The following is a 21,116-nucleotide window of genomic DNA, read 5'->3' on the forward strand; positions in this document are numbered from 1 at the left end:
TTGTTCTGTAGAAGCTGCGGGGCGACGACTCCTGCAGGTCATTTCGTCGGCTGCCAGTAAAAGAGACCGACCTCGGGTTCATCTATTCATGTGCGTTGCCGATACATTGACGGCACAATGCCATTATTGATCTGCCGGGTCGGAGATTACCCTTGTTTCGTTTATCCGCTGTACGCCTGAGCCACTTTCTGCCATCAGCCTGCCTGCTGGTGTCAGGGCTCGCGGCTGCCTATGTCAGGGACCTCAGCGTCTTCTTCACGTCGCTGTTCAATGTCCTGCCTACCCTGGTGCTGTTGTTGGGCGGTGCCTACTGTGCTGTTTATCGCCGACAGCGCGAACTGTTTCTGATGGTCACGGTGTACATCGCCTACTTCCTGCTCGACACCCAGACCGATTTCTACCGTGACAACGGTCGCGTTCGCGAGGATGCGGCGGTGGTCTTTCATCTGGTCTGCCTGTTATTGCCGTTGATGTTCGCGTTGTACGGTGCCTGGCAGGAACGCACCCACCTGTTCCAGGACATGGTGGCGCGCTTCGCCGTATTGCTGGCGGTGGGCAGTGTTGCCCTGGGGTTGGAACAAAGTTTTCCCCAGGCGTTGCTGGGCTGGCTGGCGGAGATTCGCTGGCCATCGCTGCACGGCCAGTGGATGAGCCTGATCCAGCTGGCCTATCCGGTGTTCCTCATTGCCTTCGTCCTGCTGGTGGTGCAGTACCTGCGCCAGCCACGCCCCTTGCATGCCGCGCAGATCATCGGTCTGATCGGTATCTTCTGGATGTTGCCCAAGACGTTCATCCTGCCCTTCACCCTGAACATCATGTGCAGCCAGGTGATGCTGATGATTGCCGCGGCGGTCTCACACGAGGCCTACCAGATGGCCTTTCGCGATGAACTGACCGGGCTGCCGGGACGCCGCGCCCTCAACGAGCGCATGCAGCGCCTGGGGCGCAACTATGTGCTGGCGATGACCGACGTCGATCACTTCAAGAAATTCAACGACACCCATGGCCATGACGTCGGCGACCAGGTGCTGCGGCTGGTGGCGAGCAAACTGTCCAGGGTGACCGGCGGTGGCCGGGCCTACCGCTATGGTGGCGAGGAGTTCGCCCTGGTGTTCGCCGGCAAGACGGTCGAGGAATGTCTGCCGCACCTGGAAGCGGTGCGTGAGGTGATCGCCAACTACAACATCCAGTTGCGCAACCAGGACAGCCGGCCCCAGGACGATCAGCAAGGTCGCCAGCGGCGCGGAGTGTCAGGCGCTTCCAGTGTGTCGGTGACCATCAGCATCGGTGTGAGCGAGCGCCTGGTCGATCACCGATCGCCCGATGAGGTGCTCAAATCGGCGGACCAGGCCTTGTACAGTGCCAAGGGCGCGGGGCGTAACTGCGTCATGGCCTATGGGGTTCAAGCCAGGCGTGGAGCGGTGCGCATGGCGTGACCGGATGTGACTATATGGTCGCTAGATGACCCTATGTCTCGCAAAAGTTGTTCGGTTACACTGCCGGCATAACAGTGAAACGGTCCTTCGGGGGCCGTCCCCCGACTCAAGTGTGAGAGGTTGCCATGGCTGACTATAAAGCGCCCCTGCGCGATATGCGCTTCGTCCTCAATGAAGTCTTCGAAGTGGCCAAGCTCTGGGCGCAACTGCCCGGGCTGGCCGAAGCCGTCGACGAAGAGACCGCCCTGGCGGTGCTGGAGGAGGCCGGCAAGGTCACTGGCAAGAGCATCGCCCCGCTCAGCCGCAGTGGCGACGAAGAAGGTTGCCACTGGGACAACGGTGCAGTGCGCACTCCGGCGGGCTTCATCGACGCTTACAAGACCTACGCCGAAGGCGGCTGGGTAGGCGTGGGTGGTGATCCGGCCTATGGCGGCATGGGCATGCCCAAGGTGATCTCGGCCCAGGTCGAGGAAATGGTCAACGCTTCGAGCCTGGCCTTCGGCCTGTACCCGATGCTGACCGCCGGCGCCTGCCTGTCGATCAACGCCCATGCCAGCGACGAGCTCAAGGACAAATACCTGCCGAACATGTATGCCGGCACCTGGGCCGGTTCCATGTGCCTGACCGAGCCGCACGCCGGTACCGACCTGGGCATCATCCGCACCCGCGCCGAGCCCCAGGCCGACGGCAGCTACAAAGTCAGCGGCACCAAGATCTTCATCACCGGTGGCGAACACGACCTGACCGAAAACATCATCCACCTGGTGCTGGCCAAGCTGCCGGACGCACCGGCCGGGCCGAAGGGCATTTCCCTGTTCCTGGTGCCCAAGTTCCTGGTCAACGCCGATGGCAGCCTGGGTGCGCGCAACCCGGCCAACTGCGGCTCGATCGAGCACAAGATGGGTATCCAGGCATCGGCCACCTGCGTGATGAACTTCGACGGCGCCGTGGGCTACCTGGTCGGCGAACCGAACAAGGGTCTGGCGGCGATGTTCACCATGATGAACTACGAGCGTCTGGGCGTCGGCATCCAGGGCCTGGCGACTGCTGAACGCTCCTACCAGAACGCCGTCGAATACGCCCGTGACCGCCTGCAAAGCCGTGCGCCAACGGGTCCGCAGGCCAAGGACAAGGTGGCCGACCCGATCATCGTCCACCCTGACGTGCGCCGCATGCTGCTGACCATGAAGGCGCTGAACGAGGGTGGCCGGGCCTTCTCCACCTACGTGGCGATGCAACTGGACACTGCCAAGTTCAGCGAGGACGCTGGCACCCGCAAACGTGCCGAAGACCTGGTGGCGCTGCTGACGCCGGTGTCGAAGGCGTTCCTCACCGACCTGGGCCTTGAGTCGGCGGTCCATGGCCAGCAAGTGTTCGGCGGCCATGGCTACATTCGCGAGTGGGGCCAGGAGCAACTGGTGCGTGATGTGCGCATCACCCAGATCTACGAAGGTACCAACGGCATCCAGGCACTGGACCTGATGGGACGCAAGGTGGTGGGCAGCGGTGGCGCACTGTACAAACTGTTCGCCGACGAGATCCGCCAGTTCACCGCCAGTGCCGGCACTGAGTTGGACGAGTTCGCCAAACCGCTGAATGCCGCCCTGGACAACCTCGACGAGCTGACCGCCTGGGTCCTGGACCGGACCAGGAGCAACCCGAACGAAATCGGCGCCGCGTCGGTGGAATACCTGCAGGTATTCGGCTATACCGCATATGCCTACATGTGGGCGCTGATGGCACGCACGGCACTGGCCAAGCAGGGCGAAGACGATTTCTACGCCGCCAAGCTGGGCACTGCGCGCTTCTATTTCGCTCGCCTGTTGCCACGTATCCATTCGCTCAGCGCTTCGGTCAAGGCCGGTAGTGAGTCGCTGTACCTGCTCGATGCAGCTCAATTTTGACGGTATGGCGTGCTTGTAAGCATTCTCTTACGTGACGTGGTGACTTTTCGCCTCTATCGGAAGATTGGATCCACAGCTAATCTTCTCACATGGACGTAGCGCAGGAAGCGCAAAGTACAGAACACGGACACGAAGGATTCCTGCCAGGATGGTGGGGCGAAATGGATGTCAGGGAAACAGTCTGCAAAGCCCCGCCTAGGCGGGGTTTTCTTTTGCCTGAAGAAAAGTCTTCAGCCCAGCACATCCAGCGGTGAGACACCCATCTGCCGTGGATCGGCTTCCTCCTCCAGCAGCGTGTGCAGCAACTCGACCGAGGCTTGCTGGCGCTGTGCGTCGCGAAACACCAGGCCTATCTTCAGCGGCACCCGTGGCTCGCTCAGTGGCTTCCACAGCAGTTCCTGGTCGTCTTCGACCACTTCCTTGGCACGGCCGGGCAGCACCGTTGCCAGCGAGGTATGCGCCAGGCTGTCGAGAATCCCGCCCATGTTGTTCATTTCGGCCTGCACCTGCGGACGTCGACCGAGGTTCGCCAGTTGCGTCTGCCAGATCTGCCGCACCTGAAACTCTTCGCCCAGCAGCAGCATGGGCAGTTCCGCGGCCTGCTTGAGCGAGACCTTCTTGAATTCGCGCAATGGGTGCGTGTTGGGGATGACCAGCTGTAGTTCATCTTCGTACAGCATCAGGCCATGCAACCCCGGCTGACGCGGCGGCAGGTAGCTGATGCCGATGTCGAGGCTGCCATTAAGCAGGCGCCGTTCGATCTCAAGCCCCGACAGCTCATAGATCTGCACCACCAGGTGGGGTTGGGCCTTGCGTACCCGGTCGAGTAATTGCGGCACCAGGCTCGGGCGCACGGTCTGCAGCACACCGATGGCCAGGGTGCGCAGTGCCTGGCCCTTGAAGTTGCGCAGGGCCTCGCGGGCCCGTTGTAAACCGTCGAGCAGGGGCAGGGCATGGTTGTACAGGGTATGCGCCGCCAGGGTCGGCAACAGGCGCTTGTTGCCCCGTTCGAACAGGCTGACGTCGAGGCTGTGTTCGAGCTGGCGGATCTGTTGCGACAGTGCCGGTTGCGACAAAGACAGGCGCTCGGCGGCCCGGCCCACATGGCCTTCTTCATAGACCGCGACGAAATAACGCAGTTGGCGAAAATCCATAAGAATTACTTATCAAAAATGCTCGAAAAACCAAATGGCCGTTGACCGCCAATACGCCTAGTCTATCCCGTATTCACAAGGCTTGCAGGGCCACAAGGCGCGATGAACACCGTGTATCAAGATGTTGTTTGCATAGGCATGGCAAAAGGTTTGAAAACATGAATCTATTCAGTTTTCGACGTCCTGCGCCCGTCGTGACCGAGCGCAAGCCTGTGCCGGTTGTCGCGACCTCCACTGATGCACTGTCACGCGATTGCCTGATGCCAGCTATCGAACGTGCGCCGCAGGTGTTCGTCCGCGGTCAGGGGTCCTGGCTGTGGGACAGCGAAGGCCACGCCTATCTCGATTTCACCCAGGGCTGTGCGGTCAATAGCCTCGGTCATAGCCCCAGCGTGCTGGTCAAGGCCTTGGGCAGCCAGGCCCAGGCGCTGATCAATCCGGGTGCCGGTTTTCATAGCCGTGGCTTGCTGGCGCTGGTCAACCTGCTCTGCCAGAGCACCGAAAGCGATCAGGCCTACTTGCTCAACAGTGGCGCCGAGGCCTGCGAAGGGGCGATCAAGCTGGCGCGCAAATGGGGCCAGCTGCATCGCAATGGCGCCTATCACATCATCACCGCCAGCCAGAGTTGCCACGGGCGCAGCCTGGGCGCGCTGTCGGCCTCCGATCCGTCGCCGTGCAACCGTTGCGAACCGGGCCTGCCAGGTTTCAGCAAGGTGCCGTTCAACGACCTGGAGGCGCTGCATGCCGCGGTCGATTCGCGCACCGTGGCCATCATGCTCGAACCGATCCAGGGTGAGGCCGGGGTGATTCCGGCCACGGCTGAATACCTCAAGGGCGTCGAGCGCCTGTGTCGCGAGCTGGGCATCCTGCTGATCCTCGACGAGGTGCAGACCGGCGTAGGTCGCTGTGGCGCCTTGCTGGCCGAGCAGACCTACGGCGTACGTGCCGACATCATCACCCTGGGCAAAGGCCTGGGCGGCGGCGTGCCGCTGGCGGCCTTGCTGGCCCGTGGCAGTGCCTGCTGCGCCGAGGCGGGTGAGCTTGAAGGCAGCCACCATGGCAATGCGCTGATGAGCGCAGCCGGGCTTGCGGTGCTGGAAACCGTGCTGGAACCGGGCTTTTTCGAGCAGGTCGAAGAGGCCGGTCGGCACATGCGTGATGGCCTGAGCCGCCTGGCCGGCCGTTATGGCCAGCGCGAGGTTCGCGGCCAGGGGTTGCTCTGGGCGCTGCAATTGGGTGAGGACATTGCCGCCGAGCTGGTGGCGGCGGCCCTGCACGAAGGGTTGCTGCTCAACGCCCCGCAGCCCGATGTGCTGCGTTTCTCGCCGGCCCTGACAGTGAGCAAGGGCAATATCGACGAAATGCTCCTGCGTCTGGCCCGGGCCTTTGCCCGCGTGCATTCGGCACAACAGCACCAGCGGCGCGAAGCCACGGCCTGATTGCCAGGCGCTTAAGAATCCTACGAACCGTCTCGCGTTCCTGCGCATCGCCCCGGGCCTGCAGTTTTTGGCTTGGGGCGTTTTTTTGTCTGCAGTTTGCCGGTTGAACCCTGATGCAGCGCTAGAGTCAGTTCTAGAACATCACTGAAGGGAGCTGCGCCATGGACTTTATCCGCATCATCATCGCCATTCTCCTGCCGCCGCTGGGCGTGTTCCTGCAGGTCGGCTTCGGCGGCGCCTTCTGGCTGAATATCCTGTTGACCTTGCTTGGGTACATTCCGGGGATCGTGCATGCGGTGTACATCATCGCCAAGCGCTAAGGCCTGTCCCTGATTCCGGGTCTTGGTCCCGCCTTGTTCCTTGGTAGCGGCTACAGGGGCATCAATCTCCTAGCACCTGGCGGTAGAACCTCCACTCTTCCTCCAGCGCATGGGCCAGGTTGGCCGCAGTCCGAAACCCGTGGCGCTCGGAAGGGTAGAAATAGCCTTCTGCCCTGATGCCATTGGCCTTGAGCGCGGCGAGCATCGAGCGGGTCTGTTCGGGGACCACCACGGCGTCCAGTTCACCCTGGAAGAAAATCACCGGCACCTCGATCTGCGCGGCATGCAGCAACGGGGTGCGCTGACGGTAGCGTTCGGCATCGGCCACGGGATCGCCGATCAGCCAGTCCAGGTAGTCACCTTCGAACTTGTGCGTGGCGCGGGCCAGAGCCTGGGGATCGCTGACGCCATACAGGCTGGCACCGGCGCGAAACACATTGCGGAAGGCGAGTGCGCACAGTGTGGTGTAGCCGCCGGCACTGCCGCCGCGGATAAAGGCCTGGTCCGGATCGATCAACCCGCGCCCGGCCAGGTGCCCGACTACTGCGCAGGCATCCTCCACATCGAGCTCACCCCAACGCAGGTGCAGGGCCTGGCGATAGGCGCGGCCATAGCCACTGCTGCCGCGGTAGTTGAGGTCGGCCACGGCAAAGCCGCGCTGGGTCCAGTACTGGATACGCGGATCGAGCGCCGGGTAGCAGGCCGAGGTCGGGCCGCCGTGGATGAAGACGATCAAGGGAGGGCGTCTGGCCCCGTTCATGGCCGGGTAGAAGAAACCATGCGCGGTGCCTTCGCCGCTGGGGTAGCGCAAGGGCTGTGGTCGGCTGATACGTTCGGCCGGCAAGGGCGGTACGCCACCGGCCAGTACCCTGACCGCGTGATCGCGGCGGTTGATGGCGATCACTGCAGGAGGCTGTGTCGCCGAAGCAGCGATGGCATAGAGGTGGTCCTGATCCAGGTCCAGGCAACGCAGGCGGCTGTAGTCGGTATCGACCTGTTCCACCGTGCCATCGGCATCGCATAGCCCCAGGCGGCTGAAGCCGTTTTCGAACCAGGTGGCCAGGTACTGTTGTTCACCCAGCGGCAGCCAGGTACTGGCGCCCAGTTGCCAGGGGGCTGCGGCATGATCGGCGAGGGCGGCGGGCAGCGCAGCCCAGCCACGGTCCGTTTCACCCCAGGGTTGCCAGAAGCCATTGCAGTCGGACAGGCAGTACAGGCGGCCAGCGGCATCGAAGCGTGGCTGCTGCAGGGATTGCACCGGACCTTCGTCACCGGCAATGCAGTGCGGCTCACCGAAGTGACCGTCTGCCAGGCGCTCGCGACAGATCAGGCGGGTGGCGGTCCAGGGCTGCTCGGGGCGGCTCCATTCGATCCAGGCCAGGCGTGAGCCATCGCAGCTCAGGGTCGGCGAAGCGTAGAAATCGGCGCCCTCGGCCAGCACCTCTCGTCGCTGCGCACTGATCGCTACCAGACGATGCTCGACCTGCTCGGCGCCGTGGGTTTCTTCCACCGCCAGCACCTGTCCGTCGGCCCAGCGCAGGTCACCGTGGCGACGTTCGCCCTCGGTCAGCGCCTGGGGGGCGCTGCCGGCCAGGTCCTGGGTATAGAGCTGCTGGTCGGCCTCGTTGACGAACACCAGGCCATCGTCACTCAGGCAAAAGCTGCCGCCGCCGTACTCATAGACCCGGCTGCGCACGCTGAAGCCATCGGGCGTCAGGCAGCGGGCCTGGCCATCACGCCAGTGCCAGATCCGGCAGGCGCCGTCGCGTGGGCGGAATTCGTTCCAGAACAGGCCCCGGGGGCCAACCCGCAGTTCGGCGAAGTCAGTGCCGGCGGCTACCGCCTGCTCGGCACTGAAGCGCTCAGCCACGGGCGATGACACGGGAGTTTCGCTCATTGCGGAAGGTCAGCTGGTCGATGTTCAAGTGGGCGTGCTCGGCTTCTTCGCGGGCCTTGAGAATGATGCCGTGCTCGGCGGACTTGGCGCACACCGGGTCGGCGTTGCTGGCGTCGCCCGTGAGCATGAAGGCCTGGCAGCGGCAGCCGCCGAAGTCCTTCTCCTTTTCGTCGCAGGAGCGGCACGGCTCTGGCATCCAGTCATAGCCGCGAAAGCGGTTGAAGCCGAACGAGTCGTACCAGATGTGCTGCATGCTGTGGTCGCGTACGTTGGGGAACTGCACCGGCAACTGACGCGCGCCATGGCACGGCAGCGCGGTGCCATCCGGGGTGACGGTGAGGAACACGCTGCCCCAGCCGTTCATGCAGGCCTTGGGGCGCTCTTCATAGTAGTCGGGGGTGACGAAGATCAGCTTGCACGGGTTGCCGGCTGCCGCCAGTTTTTCCCGGTACTGGTTGGTGATGCGCTCGGCGCGTTCCAGCTGTGCGCGAGTCGGCAGCAGGCCGACCCGGTTCAAGTGCGCCCAGCCGTAGAACTGACAGGTGGCCAGCTCGACGAAGTCCGCTTCCAGGGCAATGCACAGCTCGATGATGCGGTCGATCTTGTCGATGTTGTGCCGGTGGGTGACGAAGTTCAGCACCATGGGATAGCCGTGGGCCTTGACTGCCCGGGCCATCTCCAGCTTCTGCGCGAAGGCCTTTTTCGAACCGGCCAGCAGGTTGTTCACCTGCTCGTCGCTGGCCTGGAAGCTGATCTGGATGTGGTCCAGGCCAGCCTCCTTGAACGCGGCGATCTTCTGTTCGGTCAGGCCGATGCCCGAGGTGATCAGGTTGGTGTAGTAGCCCAGGCGCCGACCTTCACCGATCAGTTCTGCAAGGTCCTGGCGCACCAGCGGCTCGCCACCGGAAAAGCCCAGTTGTGCGGCGCCCATCTCCCGCGCCTCGGCCATCACCCGGAACCATTGCTCGGTGCTCAGCTCCTGGCCCTGGGCGGCGAAGTCCAGGGGGTTGGAGCAGTAGGGGCACTGCAGCGGGCAGCGGTAGGTCAGCTCGGCGAGCAGCCACAGCGGCAGGCCGACCGGCGGCGTTGCCGGCACCTTACTTGAGTGCGATCCAGTGTTCGGCACGGGCCACCTCCATGAACTGCTCGATGTCGTCAGCGAGCTCGGGTACACCGGGGAACTGCTTGTCCAGCGCGGCAATGATCGCCGCGACGTCGCGCTTGCCATCGATCAGCCCGCCGATCAGCGCCGCGCTCTCGTTGAGCTTTATCATGCCCTCGGGGTAGAGCAGCACATGTGCCTTTTGTGCTGGCTCGTACTGGAAACGGTAGCCCGGGCGCCATGCCGGGACCTGTGCGCGATCGAAACTCATAGGGCGATTCCTTTGTGCCAGACCCGTTCGCTGGTGACGCTGTGATAGGGCGGGCGGTTCAGTTCGTAGGCCATGCTCATGGCGTCGAGCATGCTCCAGAGAATGTCCAGCTTGAACTGCAGGATCTCCAGCATGCGCTGCTGGCCCTCAACTGTAGTGTAGTGCTGCAGGGTGATTGCCAGCCCATGCTCGACATCGCGGCGGGCCTGGCCCAGGCGGGTACGGAAGTATTCGTAGCCGGCCGGGTCGATCCAGGGGTAGTGCTGCGGCCAGCTGTCCAGGCGCGACTGGTGGATCTGCGGGGCGAACAGTTCGGTCAGCGAGCTGCTGGCCGCTTCCTGCCAGCTGGCGCGGCGGGCGAAGTTGACGTAGGCATCGACGGCAAAGCGCACCCCGGGCAGCACCAGCTCCTGGGAACGCAGTTGGTCAGGGTCCAGGCCGACCGCCTGGCCCAGGCGCAGCCAGGCCTCGATGCCGCCGTCTTCGCCGGGGGCACCGTCATGGTCGAGCAGACGTTGAATCCACTCGCGGCGAATCTCGCGGTCAGGGCAGTTGGCCAGGATCGCGGCATCCTTGAGCGGGATGTTCACCTGGTAGTAGAAGCGGTTGGCGACCCAGCCCTGGATCTGCTCGCGGCTGGCGCGGCCTTCATACATCGCCACGTGGTAGGGGTGATGGATGTGGTAGTAGGCACCCTTGGCGCGCAGGGCCTGTTCGAATTCGGCGGGGGACAGTGCTTTGGCGTCGCTCATGTCGGCTCCTAGAGGGTGATGCTCATGCCGTCGAAGGCCACTTCGACGCCGCGCCGATCCAGTTCTGCGCGTTCGGCCGAGTCTTCATCGAGGATCGGGTTGGTGTTGTTGATGTGGATAAGTACCTTGCGTTGCGCGGGGAAACCTTCGAGCACCTCGAGCATGCCGCCCGGGCCGTTCTGCGCCAGGTGGCCCATCTCCCGCCCGGTGCGCGTGCCGACGCCACGGCGCTGCATTTCATCATCCTCCCACAAGGTGCCGTCGACCAGCAGGCAGTCGGCCTCACCCATCATGCGCAGCAGCTTGTCGTCGACCTGGCCCAGGCCCGGGGCATAGAAGAGTTTGCCGCCGCTGCGCAGGTCTTCGACCATCAGCCCGAGGTTGTCGCCCGGGTGCGGGTCGAAACGGTGGGGTGAGTAGGGTGGCGCGGCGCTGCGCAGCGGGAAGGGGGTGAAGCGCAGGTTCGGGCAGGCTTCGATCACAAAACTGCCTTCCAGCTCGATCCGGTTCCACTGCAAGCCGCCGTTCCAGTGGCTGAGCATGGTGAACAACGGGAAGCCGGTGCTCAGGTCCTGGTGGACCATTTCGGTGCACCAGACCTGGTGCGGGCAGCCTTCGCGCAGGCTCAACAGGCCCGTGGTGTGGTCGATCTGGCTGTCGAGCAGGACGATGGCGTCGATGCCGGTGTCGCGCAGGGCGCGTGCCGGCTGCAGGGGCGCGAAGGATTGCAGTTGCGCCCGGATGTCCGGCGAGGCATTGCACAGCACCCAGTGCACGCCGTCGTCAGACAGCGCGATCGACGACTGGGTGCGCGCCGTGGCCCGCAAGGTGCCGTCGCGAAAGCCCTTGCAGTTCTCGCAGTTGCAGTTCCACTGTGGAAACCCGCCACCGGCGGCGGAACCTAGGATCTGGATGTACATGGCGTCTCCTGCCGCGTCTTGAAATAAAAACGCCCCGGCGGACCGAGGCGTTGTACCGCAAGCAGGTTCAGCGGCTTGCGAAATACATGGTCACTTCAAAGCCGATACGCAGGTCAGTGTAAGCAGGTTTGGTCCACATGGGTTTACTCCTTCCGGATAGGTCCTGGGGTTGGCAGCTACTTATTTAGTCCACCCTCCGGTCGAGGGGTTCCAATAGCCGAGATTGCGCTATCTTACTAAAAAACTACCTGCTGAATGGTTAAATCTAAGATAAATGCCGTTACATTCCCGGTAAGAATCAGGTAGTGGCCTGCCAGTCGTCGGAAGGGGCGGGGCCGTTGGCCAGGCATAGCCAACCCTGCCTGGCCTGCAGCAGGTCTTCGGCGCACTGTCGCAGGCGGGCTTGATCGACAGTGAGGACAGTGGCCTGCAACCTCTCCAGGCTGGCTTGCGGCCGCCCCGACAGTTGCGCCTGCCAGGCCCATTCGGCGACTTCGGCGTTGCTCATGCTGGCTTCGTCCAGTTGCTCGGCCAGGGCTTGGCGGATATCAGCGTTACCGTCCAGGGTGTGAGGCAACGCAGCCAGGAACTCGCGGATGTGAGTGAGGATCTGTGCAGGGGTGGCACTCGGCGACTGCACGCCGAACAGCAAGCCACTGCAGCCCTGAAGCTGACGAAAGGCACTGAAGACGGCGTAACCCAGTTGCAGCTCGACGCGCAGGCGCTGGTAGAACGGTCCCTGGATGTGGTGTGCCAGCAAGCGGGCACAGGCCTCATCGGCAAGCGGGCAGAACAACAGCACGGCGTGTTCGCTGGCCGGTGGCAGCAGCGTTTGCCAGCGTCGTACCGGCTCGACCGCTACCGGGCGCTGCGCTTGCGGGTGTCCGGGCACGGCCTGCAGGGCACGGTTGAGTGCCTGTTGGGTGGGTTCATCGAAACCTGTGGCCAAGCCCTGCCAATGGGCATGTGCCCACAGGGCATCCACATCGCTCTGGTTCAGGGTACCGGTGGGCAAGGTTGGCTTGCTCTGGCCGACCAGCTGTTCAGGCAATTGCCCGAGCAAGGCGCGGATCGGCATCGGCTCCGGCTCGCTTGCGGTCTTCGGCGTCCAGCTGGCTGGAGACGGACGGCGCAACGTTTCCAGCGCCTCCATCACCACCATGACCACGGCTGACGGTATGCCGCTGCAGCGCAGTTGCCAGAAGGGGCCGGTGGCTTCGAACCGCAGCTCGATGGCAGCCCTGCCTGCACGCTCACGCAAGGGTCGCAAGGCCTGGTCGAGTACCTGCCAGAGCGGGTTACGCAAGGCTGAGGCCAGTTGCCAGCGCAGGTAGACGACACCGTGCTGGCGCTGCGCGGGGAGCAGGGGACTCACCACCAGTCCGGCAGGGGCAGGCGTGAACGTCAGCTCGCTGCGTGGCACATCGAGCAGCGGCTGCGCAGGCGGCAGGCACCAGGGGTGCTCGTGGGCAGGCGGGCTGTGTTCCAGCACGTCGTCGAGCAAGGTACGCAGCGCTGCCTCGGCTTCTGCGCCCAGGGCCAGGTACGGCTGAGCGCTACTGTCGCGGCGGGCCAGGTCCAGGGCGGTGGCAGTCTGTTCGCGGCGTTGCTGCACGCGTGCGTATTCCTGGTTCAGGAGGCGCCAGTCGGCATCGCGGAAGAACCTCAACCAGTCGAACAGCAAGGCCTGGACCTGACCGGCGTTGCTGGCATCGCTGAGGGTTGCCCGCACATGCAGCAGTGCCTGCCCGGCAAAGCTGTACAGCGGCGAGCATTCGAATGCCTCCAGCCATCCGCGCTGACGCAGGGCTGCCTGCAGTCCGCCGGCATGTGTGTCGGTCAGCCAGGTAACGAGGAACTCGATGGCCTGGTCCAGACCGGCAGGCTGCCGCTCGACGGCCAGCAGCAGGTCAAGTTGCTGGCCGTTCAACGTCGGCGCCAGCGGCTGGTCGACAAGCGCCGGTGGTGTTGCCTGGGCAATGCTTGTACCGCTGGCGATGCTGCTCCCGGCGTGTTGCGCCAGTGCTTGCAGGTCATCGAGGCTTTGCGGGCCGCTCAGGCTCAAGCGCATCTGCCCGCCCTGGTAGTAGCGCTGGTGGAAGTGCTGCAAGGCCGTCTGAAAGTCGTGGCTATGCACCGGCAGGCTGAAGCGGTTGCCCGCCTGGAAGGCACTCAGCGGATGTCGAACTGACGCCTGCTGCAACAAGGCGAAGTGCGCCTGGGCCTGGGCATTGCGGGACCAGGCGATGAACTCGGCGTGAATCACCTCCCGCTCGCGCAACTGGCGCGGGATATCGAACGAGGGCCGGGCGAGCAGTTCGCACAGGCGTTCAAGCGCACCGGCACATGCTGCCTGCGGCACTTCGAAGAAGTACTCGGTGGTGCGCTCGCGGGTGCTGGCATTGACCTGCCCGCCATGGCGTTGCACATAGCGCATCAGGGCATCGTCGAGAGGGAAGCGCTCATTGCCGAGGAACAGCAGGTGTTCGAGGAAGTGGGCAAGCCCGGCATAGCGGCGCGGGGTGTCGTGGCTGCCGGCCATGACCCGCACCGCTGCCGCACAGCGTTTGAGCTGCGGGGCGTGGCGCAGGGTGACCTGCAGGCCATTGTCGAGGGTGAGGTGTCGCAGGGTGGAGGGCATGACGGTTCCCGTGCAGCGCGAACCGTCATGCTAGCGGATTATTGCTGACGCGGCGCGCCGTAGAGCTCCGGACGCAGGTCGTGCAGGTAAGGCGTGTTGGCCCGTCCTTCGTGGACCCGGTGCAGTTCGAGGTCGGCCTGCAACAGCAGGCTGTCGCGGCCGGCCATGGCCAGGATGCTGCCGTCCGGTCCGACAATGCTGCTTTGTCCGCAGTAATGGATTTCATCCTCGGCGCCGCAGTAGTTGGCGTAGGCCAGGTAGCACTGGTTCTCGTAGGCACGGGCGCGCACGGTGACCTGGGCAACGAAATCGTAGGGCACCATGTTCGCCGTTGGCACCAGGATCAGTTCGGCCCCGGCCAGGGCCAGGCGCCGGGCGTTTTCCGGGAACTCGATGTCGTAGCAGATCAAGACGCCCAGACGCCAGCCGTTCAACTCAACCACCGGGAAGTGGTCGGGCCCCGGGCTGAACATCGCCCGGTCCAGGCCACCGAACAGGTGGGTCTTGCGGTAGTTGCACAGGCTGCTGCCATGGGCGTCGATCAACTGCACGGCGTTGTACACCTGGCCATCGTCGGCCAGCTCCGGATAACCGTAGGCAATGGCAATGCGGTTGCTCTGGGCGATCTCCACCACGGCCATGGCCGACGGGCCATCCTCGGCTTCGGCCAGGCGCATCACCGCGTCGCTGCCGATGTTGTAGCCGGTCAGGAACATCTCCGGGCATACCAGCAGATCGACGCCGCGGGCGGCGGCCAGTTGCGCCTGCTGGTGCAGGCGCTCGAGGTTGCCGGGCACATCCAGTGGCTGTGGAACACCTTGATACAGCGCGATGCGCATGGCGAATCTCCCGTCAGTCGGCCAGGGCGATCGGTCCGATCTCGTGGAACACATCGCCTGGGCCTGGGTTTTCCGGATGGGTATGGCCCCCGAAGTGATTCATGATACCCCACACCGCGTTGAGCGAGGTCTGCACCGCGCCTTCGACCCAGGCCGGAGTCCAGGACACGTCGTCACCGGCGATGAAAATGCCGCGTTGTTCGGCTGGCATGTCCTGCTGCATGAAGTGCGCGTACATGCGCTGGTTGTAGCGGTAGTGGCCGGGCAGGGCACCTTTGAAGGCCCCGAGGAAGTGCGGGTCGGCTTCCCAGGACACCGTGATCGGATCGCCGATGATGTGCGAGGCGATGTCCACTTTCGGGTAGATCTTCTTCAGCGCATCGAGGGCCAGCTTCACGCGCTTTTCCACCGGATGCGGGAGCATCTTCAGGGCGTCGCTCATCCACGAGTACGACAGGCAGATCACCCCTGGCTTGTCGTCGCCGTTGTCGAACAGGTAGGTGCCGCGGGTCAGGCGGTCGGTCAGGGTCATGCTCATCAGGTCGCGGCCGGTTTCCGGATCCTTGTCCTTCCAGAACGGCCGGTCGACCATCACGAAGGTCTTCGACGACTGCATGTAGCGGGTGCGGTCCAGGGCCATCCACATCTTCTGCGAGAACAGCGATTCTTCACATTCGATCTGAGTGGTCAGCAGCCAGCTCTGGCAGGTGGTGAGCACGGCGGCGTAATGGCGGGTGTCGCCCCAGTTGTCGGTCACGGCCAGGCGTCCGTCGGCATCGCGGCTGATGCTCTTGACCCCCGGGCGCGCCGCGCCACGGTGCAGCGAGCTCAGGCTGGTGCCCGCCGGCCAGTGGGCGCAGCGTTCCGGCACATGGCGCCAGATGCCCAGTGGTACCTGTTCGACGCCGCCGACCACCAGGTGCTGGTGATCGTCGCAGTTGGTCATGACCACGCGGAAGATTTCCAGCATCGAGTTGGGGAAGTCCGAATCCCAGCCGCCTGTGCCGAAACCGACCTGGCCGAACACTTCCCGGTGCAGGAAGCTGAGCTTGGCAAAGGCCTTGGAGGTGGCGACGAAGTCGTAGAAGGTGCGGTCGTCCCACAGCGGCACCAGGGTGTTCCACAGCTCCTTGAGGCGCGGCACGTCGCGGTCGCGGATGGCCTGCTGGATATCGCCGAAGCGGGCGCCATCCTCCAGGGCATCGGCCCAGGCGTCGGCGACTTCCTGGAACAGCTTGGGCAGGTCGGAGAGCTTCTCGGCGTAGTGCGTCTGGCCTTCCAGATCGATCACCGTGCTGCCCGACGCCGGGGTCAGCGGGTTGGGGAAGGGTTTGGTCTCAAGCCCGAGCTTGTCCACATAGTGGTAGAAGGCCGTCGAAGATACCGGAAAGCGCATGCCACCGAGCTCGGCGATGATGCCGTCGGTGCCTTCGAAGGCTTGCGAGCGCAGACGGCCGCCCATTTTCGAGGCTTCGTACACCACAGGCTTGAGGCCCAGCTTCATCAACTCGTAGGCCGCTACCAGGCCTGCGATACCGGCACCGACAATCGCCACTTCTTCACCGTGACGCTCGGCCGGGATGCTGCCCAGGCCCGCCGGATGCTCGATCCAGTCGTCGAAGGCGAACGGGAAGTCCGGGCCGAAGATGGTGATGGGTTTCTTGCCGTCGGCGGGGTGGCGATTGTTCTTGTTCATGGTCTGACCTGGCCAGGGCTGCGCGGAATGCGGAGCTTGAGTATAGGAAAAGCTGGCGGTCAGTTTAGGGGCAGTGGGTTACGTAATTAAGATGCAGAGTGTCGTCTATTTGCATGTCGAATGATCATTATGACCAGGCTTCAATGCATTTCGACTGAAGGCCAATCAAGCCGGTCCACGGTCCACCTTGCTGCTGAGGATGATCGAGGTGGTGGTCTTCTCCACCCCTTCGACACTGCCGATCTGGTCAAGCAACTGGTCCAGCTGCTCCGGCGACTCGCTGCGCAGCCAGGCCACGTAGTCGAACTCGCCGCTCACGGCGCACAGTTGCTGGACCTGGCCCATGGCGCTCAGACGGCGCACCACGTCCTTGCCCGAACGCGGCTGCACGGTGATGCCCACGTAGGCTTGCAGTCCGCCATCGACCAGGCGCTGGCCCAGGCGCACGCCATAACCGCTGATGACCTTGGTCTTCTCCAGGCGTGCCAGGCGCGAAGTGACCGTGGTGCGGGCGATGCCCAGTTGCCGGGCGAGGGTGGCGACACTTTCACGGGCGTTGATCTGTAGAAGGGCAATCAGTTGGCGGTCGATTTCGTCGAGGGCGACGGAGCGGCTGTCGGACATGAGGACTCTCTGTAGACGCCGTACTGCGCGGCGCAGGGAATGAACGCACTAGCCTATCCATTCCACTTGCCGCCCAGCAAGTTCCCGGCACTCAGCTTCGAACCAGCGCCTGCACTTCGTCGAGGCTCCTGTAGGGGACGACCGTACGTGGAAGGCGAGAGGTGGGCGACAGGTTGTAGACGGCGAAGTCGTCGCCGATGACCGATTCGGCCATCAGCTGGAAGGAAGGCAGGATTCGCTCTTCGTAATGTTGATCCAGGCCGCAGGGTGAAAGCCTGGAATGCTCGTGCTCATAGAATCTGCCGATGTTCTGGTCCAGGTCCAGGCCCACCAGGAATACCTTGTTGAACCCTGCATGGTAGGCGATCTGCAAGGCCACATAAGCCACGGTGCGGGCGTCGAAAAAACCGCGTTGCAGGTTCTTGCTAAAGCCCAGCGGCTTCTTGCGGCTGCAGGGGTACACGCGGTTGCGCACGAGTTCAGGATCGTTGCGCAGCAGGTCCGCCAGTGAGGCCTTGGGCGCCTTGCGCAAGAAGTACAGCTCGCCTGTGGGCGAAGCCTGGCTGGACTGGTAGTGGTCTTCCCACAGCGCAACGCGTTCACTGCGGCGCATGGCTTCGGCAAACAATTCCGGTTGCTGGTTGGAAAAGTCGCGGTCGGTGCAGACGTGGAAGAACGGTTTAACCGGGGTATCGATGAACATGGAGATCGAACCATTCATCGTGATCATCGGAATGTCGGCGAATGCCTGAAACGGGAAGTCCTTTGCCGAACGCCCTGATGCGATCAGGAAAACCGCACCTGATGCAATCTGCCGGCAGTGCTCGAAACCGTTTGCGCGAATCGGGGCCTCAGCGATCGATCGTGCATTGGTGATGTCCATTTCAATTCCCCTTGCGACTGGCAGGTGGAAGCACGCACCTGAAAAACTTGATAGCTAGCCAGCTATTAAAGTCGAATTGTAAATAACTGTAAATAATTTTGACCGGATGTAATGGCTTGAGTTCAACCGCCAATAACGATCGATAGGGAATGAGAAGCGTTAAGCTCGGGGCTTGGGAGGAGTGACGTCAGGCGCCGGGAAAGCGGCCTTCGAGGATGGGGTGTAAAGTTTATTGGGGCGGGACGCTGAAAACGAAAAAGCCGCGCATTGCGCGGCTTTCTGTTTGGTGGGCCCACACGGACTTGAACCGTGGACCAAAGGATTATGAGTTCGCCAATGACACCGCTGCGTTAGGTTTCATTGGGTTACGCGAGAAAACGGTACAGTACGTGAAAGTACAAGGCAATCAGTACGTTAGCGAACGGTACGTTACAGGCGAGAACCTTCGTGCTGTACCGATAGTGTACTTGGGGAAGTGGCCTGGTAGCCACCGCGGATCCGGAGTTCTTGCCGGCGCTGGAGTCCATGCTGCGGGTAAGTACCGCCCAAGATCTGGCTCGGCGTCCATGCCAAACCAGCTCGACCTATCACAAGCCACTCTGTAGGAGCAGCGCCGAAATTAGAGACTCGATTTCGATGCCAGTCACTGCCTAACTTGTACAGCAGGTTGGATACGAATCTTTTCGCTAATCTCTTGATAGATTGGTAACTGAACTCCTTCTCGAACTTCGAATGAAACAATTATTCCATAGGGAATAGGAGCGTCTATAGCAGAGGCGTCCTTTCGGCAATTGATCTTTAATGACAAATTGTCACCGTCGACGAATGGCTGGGCCCAGTCGCCTTCGAATATTTCATGCTGAAGGGTACCTCTCCTCACAGCCTGCCATCCGGAGTTTCCGCTAGCGGCTTCTCGCCGCTGATTTGCAATAGGATTACTTGCTTCAAACCACATGCTGGCACTCCTGTACTTCTGATTGCTTGGCTGCACTGGAGAGAACCAAGCAAGAGTTACAGTAAGTCTGCGCCACTGCTGAATCGAACTAAGTGATGGCGGTAATGGCATTTTGAAAACGTGAGCCTGCTCGTCGGAGAGTTCTCCATAACCCAAGATGGTTGCACGTTGGTCAGTGCATTCAAGTACCCGATTTATGTCGGGGACGCCATATCCTATCCACCGGCTTGCAAAGTTTACAGGGTTTTTGATATGTTGTTGCTGGCTGATGATATCTACTAAGCGTTGTCCCATACTGCCCCAGTTACAGCCGTGCGTAATCATGGCTTTGATCAGCGGAGCAGTATATTTGTCCTCATAACCGTCAGTTGTGAAGCGCTCAGTTATTTGGGAAAGTGTTTCATAGCAGTATACGGCGGCACGACTAATTAACGCTGTAGCATTGCTTGTGCCGCGCGTATAGCCTGTAGAGTCGGTGGATGCGGCTTGTCCTGGGATAGCAACCTTATGCCCTGGCGGAGCCATCGATCCACTAACATTCAAATCGACTGTGTGACGACCAATATACGGCTTTGCATACCACTGTCTTCCACCATGGAAAACGATATCTGGTTTTATCGCACGCCTGTACCCACTTCCGAATGGAGAGATCGGGCTAGGGAGAGTGTTATGGAATGGGTCGAATCGATTGGCTAGCGCTGCGTTGTTCGCAGCGTCAAAATGTATAGCTCCCACAGTTATGCCATTGATACTCTCAGATGGCGAAAGTATGGAGCGTGACCTTGCATTCATTAAGATGGCAGTGATTGCAGCTTGTTCAATCGCATCTGGAGCGAGCTGTTCAAACTCATCTAGAGTAATTCCAAGTGGGATGGATTCTAACTGGTTTCCTGCGCTAATTATGAATAAAACGTTGTACTTGGAACTTAGCCAGTCTAAAAGCCTTGCCAGTGGGCTCATGCTCTGCATGAATGCTCGGCTGTAATCTCCGACAGACAAGTTAATGATTTTTACCGAAGGGGCGGACGCTGGGTGCTCGCCTTCACCTTCAAACATGCGCTTTACAGCGCGGTGTATGAGGTCAACGGGAAGTGCATCTGTTGGTATTACTTCTAGACGAGGGCGGCGGAAATCTCTGGCGTCCGGACGCATTATTGGGCGCATATAGATTGGGCGCGAGAGTGATTCAGCTCCTTCACTCAAATCGCCATGTATTGCTAGAGATGCCATGGTGGTTCCGTGCATTCGCTCGGATGCAGAGTAGTCTTCTGCCCAACCATCGGGATCCTCAACAATTATCCTGCCTTCCAGGCATTGATGGTTTGCATAGGGCAAACCATCAAGTATAGCTAATACAGGGGGGCCCATAGGGAGCTCATTGTTTTCGATGGCTACGGTTTCGGCGTAATCGTTTGATGGGGTTTCGCCGGATGTCATCTGTCCCACTGGACGGAAGAACATGATGTTGTCACATTTAACCAGCTCAGTTTCGGGAGCGTCGATAATTTCTTGAATGCGATTTGCTGGCAGTTCTGCAAGTATCGCGTGATAACGTATTCCGGGAACGGTTCCCACGGTTATCACCTGCCCTTCTAGGGCATTAACAAGATCCCGAACCGTATTTTCACTTTCAGCTCTTTTGTCAGCTGATTCTCGGTACCAAAGCTCAGCTTCAAATCGTACCGGGCGATTTTGAAGATTCGGATCGTTAAGTTCTTCCCGCCAAATGTCCAGTACGCCAGTTTCAACGAGTCGGTCAGCAGGTCCCCAGCGTCTGATGTCCCAAAGATGGCAGAAGACATCTCTGAACTTTGTGAGTCCAGTATCAAACTTCATCTTTGGATCATCTTGCTCTTTGTATCGGCGCCAGAGTGATAGTAGCTCGGTTAGCGCTTGTTGGTTAGTTAGTACTAGATAAAGTCTGCCTTTTAAGGGCTTTTCTGGATGCTCTAGGTTGTGGAAATCTTCGTCAGGTGACAGATTGTCAATTTCAATCTCACCTAACCACTCCAGCCCTTCGATTTTTTTAACTGCCTTGGAAAAATCTTCAACTGCCCCTACGGTTTCGATAACTAAAACCTGCTCAGGATCAACTCCCGCAGCGTTCCTGACTAATTCGGCCCGGCGTGCTTCAAACGCTTGTTGAAGCTGAGTTAGCTTAAGAGCAACACGCTCTCCCTGCCGCTCGTGTGAAGGTTTGCTCGTTTTACCGGGAACAGCGGTCAGCTTTGTGCGCGAAGCAGGTTCCGGCTGCGGAAACCATAATAGTGGGCGGTCGGTCAT

General features: G+C 61.5%; 17 protein-coding genes. 4 read left to right on the forward strand and 13 right to left on the reverse strand.

Annotation, left to right across the window (positions count from 1 at the left end):
* Window positions 1-152: 152 nt before the first annotated feature.
* Both ACIQUS_RS08080 and ACIQUS_RS08085 read left to right on the forward strand, forming a co-directional pair.
* Window positions 153-1,436, forward strand: a complete 1,284-nt coding sequence (locus ACIQUS_RS08080; RefSeq protein WP_403045234.1) for a GGDEF domain-containing protein — start codon at window positions 153-155, stop codon at window positions 1,434-1,436.
* Window positions 1,437-1,561: 125 nt separating this feature from the next.
* On the forward strand, window positions 1,562-3,340 hold the full coding sequence (locus ACIQUS_RS08085; RefSeq protein WP_403045236.1) for an acyl-CoA dehydrogenase C-terminal domain-containing protein: 1,779 nt from the start codon (window positions 1,562-1,564) through the stop codon (window positions 3,338-3,340).
* 230 nt (window positions 3,341-3,570) lie between these two features.
* Here the strand turns inward: ACIQUS_RS08085 and ACIQUS_RS08090 are convergent, their stop codons facing one another.
* The gene (locus ACIQUS_RS08090) at window positions 3,571-4,494 is read right to left on the reverse strand and encodes a LysR family transcriptional regulator (protein WP_403045238.1); all 924 of its coding nucleotides are present in this window, start codon (window positions 4,492-4,494) and stop codon (window positions 3,571-3,573) included.
* Window positions 4,495-4,652: 158 nt separating this feature from the next.
* Between ACIQUS_RS08090 and ACIQUS_RS08095 the strand changes: the two genes are divergently transcribed.
* Window positions 4,653-5,933 (forward strand): aspartate aminotransferase family protein, encoded by a 1,281-nt coding sequence (locus ACIQUS_RS08095; protein WP_403045241.1) that lies wholly within the window; start codon window positions 4,653-4,655, stop codon window positions 5,931-5,933.
* Between the two features lie 161 nt (window positions 5,934-6,094).
* Complete coding sequence (locus ACIQUS_RS08100) at window positions 6,095-6,253, forward strand: YqaE/Pmp3 family membrane protein (RefSeq protein ID WP_003177654.1); 159 nt, start codon at window positions 6,095-6,097, stop codon at window positions 6,251-6,253.
* Between the two features lie 61 nt (window positions 6,254-6,314).
* On the opposite strand, the gene ACIQUS_RS08105 is transcribed toward ACIQUS_RS08100, so the two are convergent.
* From ACIQUS_RS08105 to ACIQUS_RS08160, 12 genes are all read right to left on the reverse strand, one after another.
* Window positions 6,315-8,150, reverse strand: a complete 1,836-nt coding sequence (locus ACIQUS_RS08105; protein WP_403045244.1) for a S9 family peptidase — start codon at window positions 8,148-8,150, stop codon at window positions 6,315-6,317.
* Complete coding sequence (gene pqqE, locus ACIQUS_RS08110) at window positions 8,116-9,276, reverse strand: pyrroloquinoline quinone biosynthesis protein PqqE (protein WP_403045246.1); 1,161 nt, start codon at window positions 9,274-9,276, stop codon at window positions 8,116-8,118. The genes ACIQUS_RS08105 and pqqE overlap by 35 nt, the downstream gene beginning before the upstream one ends.
* Window positions 9,248-9,523, reverse strand: a complete 276-nt coding sequence (pqqD, locus tag ACIQUS_RS08115; protein WP_403045248.1) for a pyrroloquinoline quinone biosynthesis peptide chaperone PqqD — start codon at window positions 9,521-9,523, stop codon at window positions 9,248-9,250. The genes pqqE and pqqD overlap by 29 nt, the downstream gene beginning before the upstream one ends.
* Window positions 9,520-10,275 (reverse strand): pyrroloquinoline-quinone synthase PqqC, encoded by a 756-nt coding sequence (pqqC, locus tag ACIQUS_RS08120; RefSeq protein WP_038605986.1) that lies wholly within the window; start codon window positions 10,273-10,275, stop codon window positions 9,520-9,522. The genes pqqD and pqqC overlap by 4 nt, the downstream gene beginning before the upstream one ends.
* Window positions 10,276-10,283: 8 nt before the next feature.
* Window positions 10,284-11,195, reverse strand: a complete 912-nt coding sequence (gene pqqB, locus ACIQUS_RS08125) for a pyrroloquinoline quinone biosynthesis protein PqqB (protein ID WP_403045252.1) — start codon at window positions 11,193-11,195, stop codon at window positions 10,284-10,286.
* A 67-nt stretch (window positions 11,196-11,262) separates the two neighbouring features.
* Window positions 11,263-11,334: a pyrroloquinoline quinone precursor peptide PqqA gene (gene pqqA / locus ACIQUS_RS08130; protein ID WP_008365141.1), complete on the reverse strand. Its 72-nt coding sequence runs from the start codon at window positions 11,332-11,334 to the stop codon at window positions 11,263-11,265.
* A 159-nt stretch (window positions 11,335-11,493) separates the two neighbouring features.
* A complete protein-coding gene (pqqF, locus tag ACIQUS_RS08135; RefSeq protein WP_403045255.1) occupies window positions 11,494-13,836 on the reverse strand; it encodes a pyrroloquinoline quinone biosynthesis protein PqqF in 2,343 nt (780 codons plus the stop codon).
* Between the two features lie 38 nt (window positions 13,837-13,874).
* Window positions 13,875-14,675 (reverse strand): carbon-nitrogen hydrolase family protein, encoded by an 801-nt coding sequence (locus tag ACIQUS_RS08140; protein WP_403045258.1) that lies wholly within the window; start codon window positions 14,673-14,675, stop codon window positions 13,875-13,877.
* Between the two features lie 13 nt (window positions 14,676-14,688).
* Window positions 14,689-16,371 carry a flavin monoamine oxidase family protein gene (locus ACIQUS_RS08145; protein WP_403045260.1) on the reverse strand — a complete coding sequence of 561 codons (1,683 nt, stop codon included), beginning with the start codon at window positions 16,369-16,371 and terminating at the stop codon, window positions 14,689-14,691.
* 165 nt (window positions 16,372-16,536) lie between these two features.
* Window positions 16,537-16,995, reverse strand: coding sequence for an Lrp/AsnC family transcriptional regulator (locus ACIQUS_RS08150; RefSeq protein WP_403045263.1), 459 nt, complete (start codon window positions 16,993-16,995; stop codon window positions 16,537-16,539).
* Between the two features lie 91 nt (window positions 16,996-17,086).
* Window positions 17,087-17,878: a lipopolysaccharide biosynthesis protein gene (locus ACIQUS_RS08155; RefSeq protein ID WP_403045266.1), complete on the reverse strand. Its 792-nt coding sequence runs from the start codon at window positions 17,876-17,878 to the stop codon at window positions 17,087-17,089.
* Between the two features lie 643 nt (window positions 17,879-18,521).
* The gene (locus tag ACIQUS_RS08160) at window positions 18,522-21,116 is read right to left on the reverse strand and encodes a S8 family peptidase (RefSeq protein ID WP_403045268.1); all 2,595 of its coding nucleotides are present in this window, start codon (window positions 21,114-21,116) and stop codon (window positions 18,522-18,524) included.

Source organism: Pseudomonas sp. NPDC090755 (genome assembly GCF_044769005.1).
Classification (GTDB): domain Bacteria; phylum Pseudomonadota; class Gammaproteobacteria; order Pseudomonadales; family Pseudomonadaceae; genus Aquipseudomonas.

Coding starts and splice junctions, on each gene's coding strand:
- ACIQUS_RS08150 (WP_403045263.1), bottom strand. CDS start 16,995: ATGTCCGACAGCCGCTCCGTCGCCCTCGACGAAATCGACCGCCAACTG.
- pqqF (WP_403045255.1), bottom strand. CDS start 13,836: ATGCCCTCCACCCTGCGACACCTCACCCTCGACAATGGCCTGCAGGTC.
- ACIQUS_RS08105 (WP_403045244.1), bottom strand. CDS start 8,150: ATGAGCGAAACTCCCGTGTCATCGCCCGTGGCTGAGCGCTTCAGTGCC.
- ACIQUS_RS08160 (WP_403045268.1), bottom strand. CDS start 21,116: ATGACCGACCGCCCACTATTATGGTTTCCGCAGCCGGAACCTGCTTCG.
- pqqB (WP_403045252.1), bottom strand. CDS start 11,195: ATGTACATCCAGATCCTAGGTTCCGCCGCCGGTGGCGGGTTTCCACAG.
- ACIQUS_RS08095 (WP_403045241.1), top strand. CDS start 4,653: ATGAATCTATTCAGTTTTCGACGTCCTGCGCCCGTCGTGACCGAGCGC.
- ACIQUS_RS08155 (WP_403045266.1), bottom strand. CDS start 17,878: ATGGACATCACCAATGCACGATCGATCGCTGAGGCCCCGATTCGCGCA.
- pqqC (WP_038605986.1), bottom strand. CDS start 10,275: ATGAGCGACGCCAAAGCACTGTCCCCCGCCGAATTCGAACAGGCCCTG.
- ACIQUS_RS08145 (WP_403045260.1), bottom strand. CDS start 16,371: ATGAACAAGAACAATCGCCACCCCGCCGACGGCAAGAAACCCATCACC.
- ACIQUS_RS08140 (WP_403045258.1), bottom strand. CDS start 14,675: ATGCGCATCGCGCTGTATCAAGGTGTTCCACAGCCACTGGATGTGCCC.
- ACIQUS_RS08100 (WP_003177654.1), top strand. CDS start 6,095: ATGGACTTTATCCGCATCATCATCGCCATTCTCCTGCCGCCGCTGGGC.
- pqqD (WP_403045248.1), bottom strand. CDS start 9,523: ATGAGTTTCGATCGCGCACAGGTCCCGGCATGGCGCCCGGGCTACCGT.
- ACIQUS_RS08090 (WP_403045238.1), bottom strand. CDS start 4,494: ATGGATTTTCGCCAACTGCGTTATTTCGTCGCGGTCTATGAAGAAGGC.
- ACIQUS_RS08085 (WP_403045236.1), top strand. CDS start 1,562: ATGGCTGACTATAAAGCGCCCCTGCGCGATATGCGCTTCGTCCTCAAT.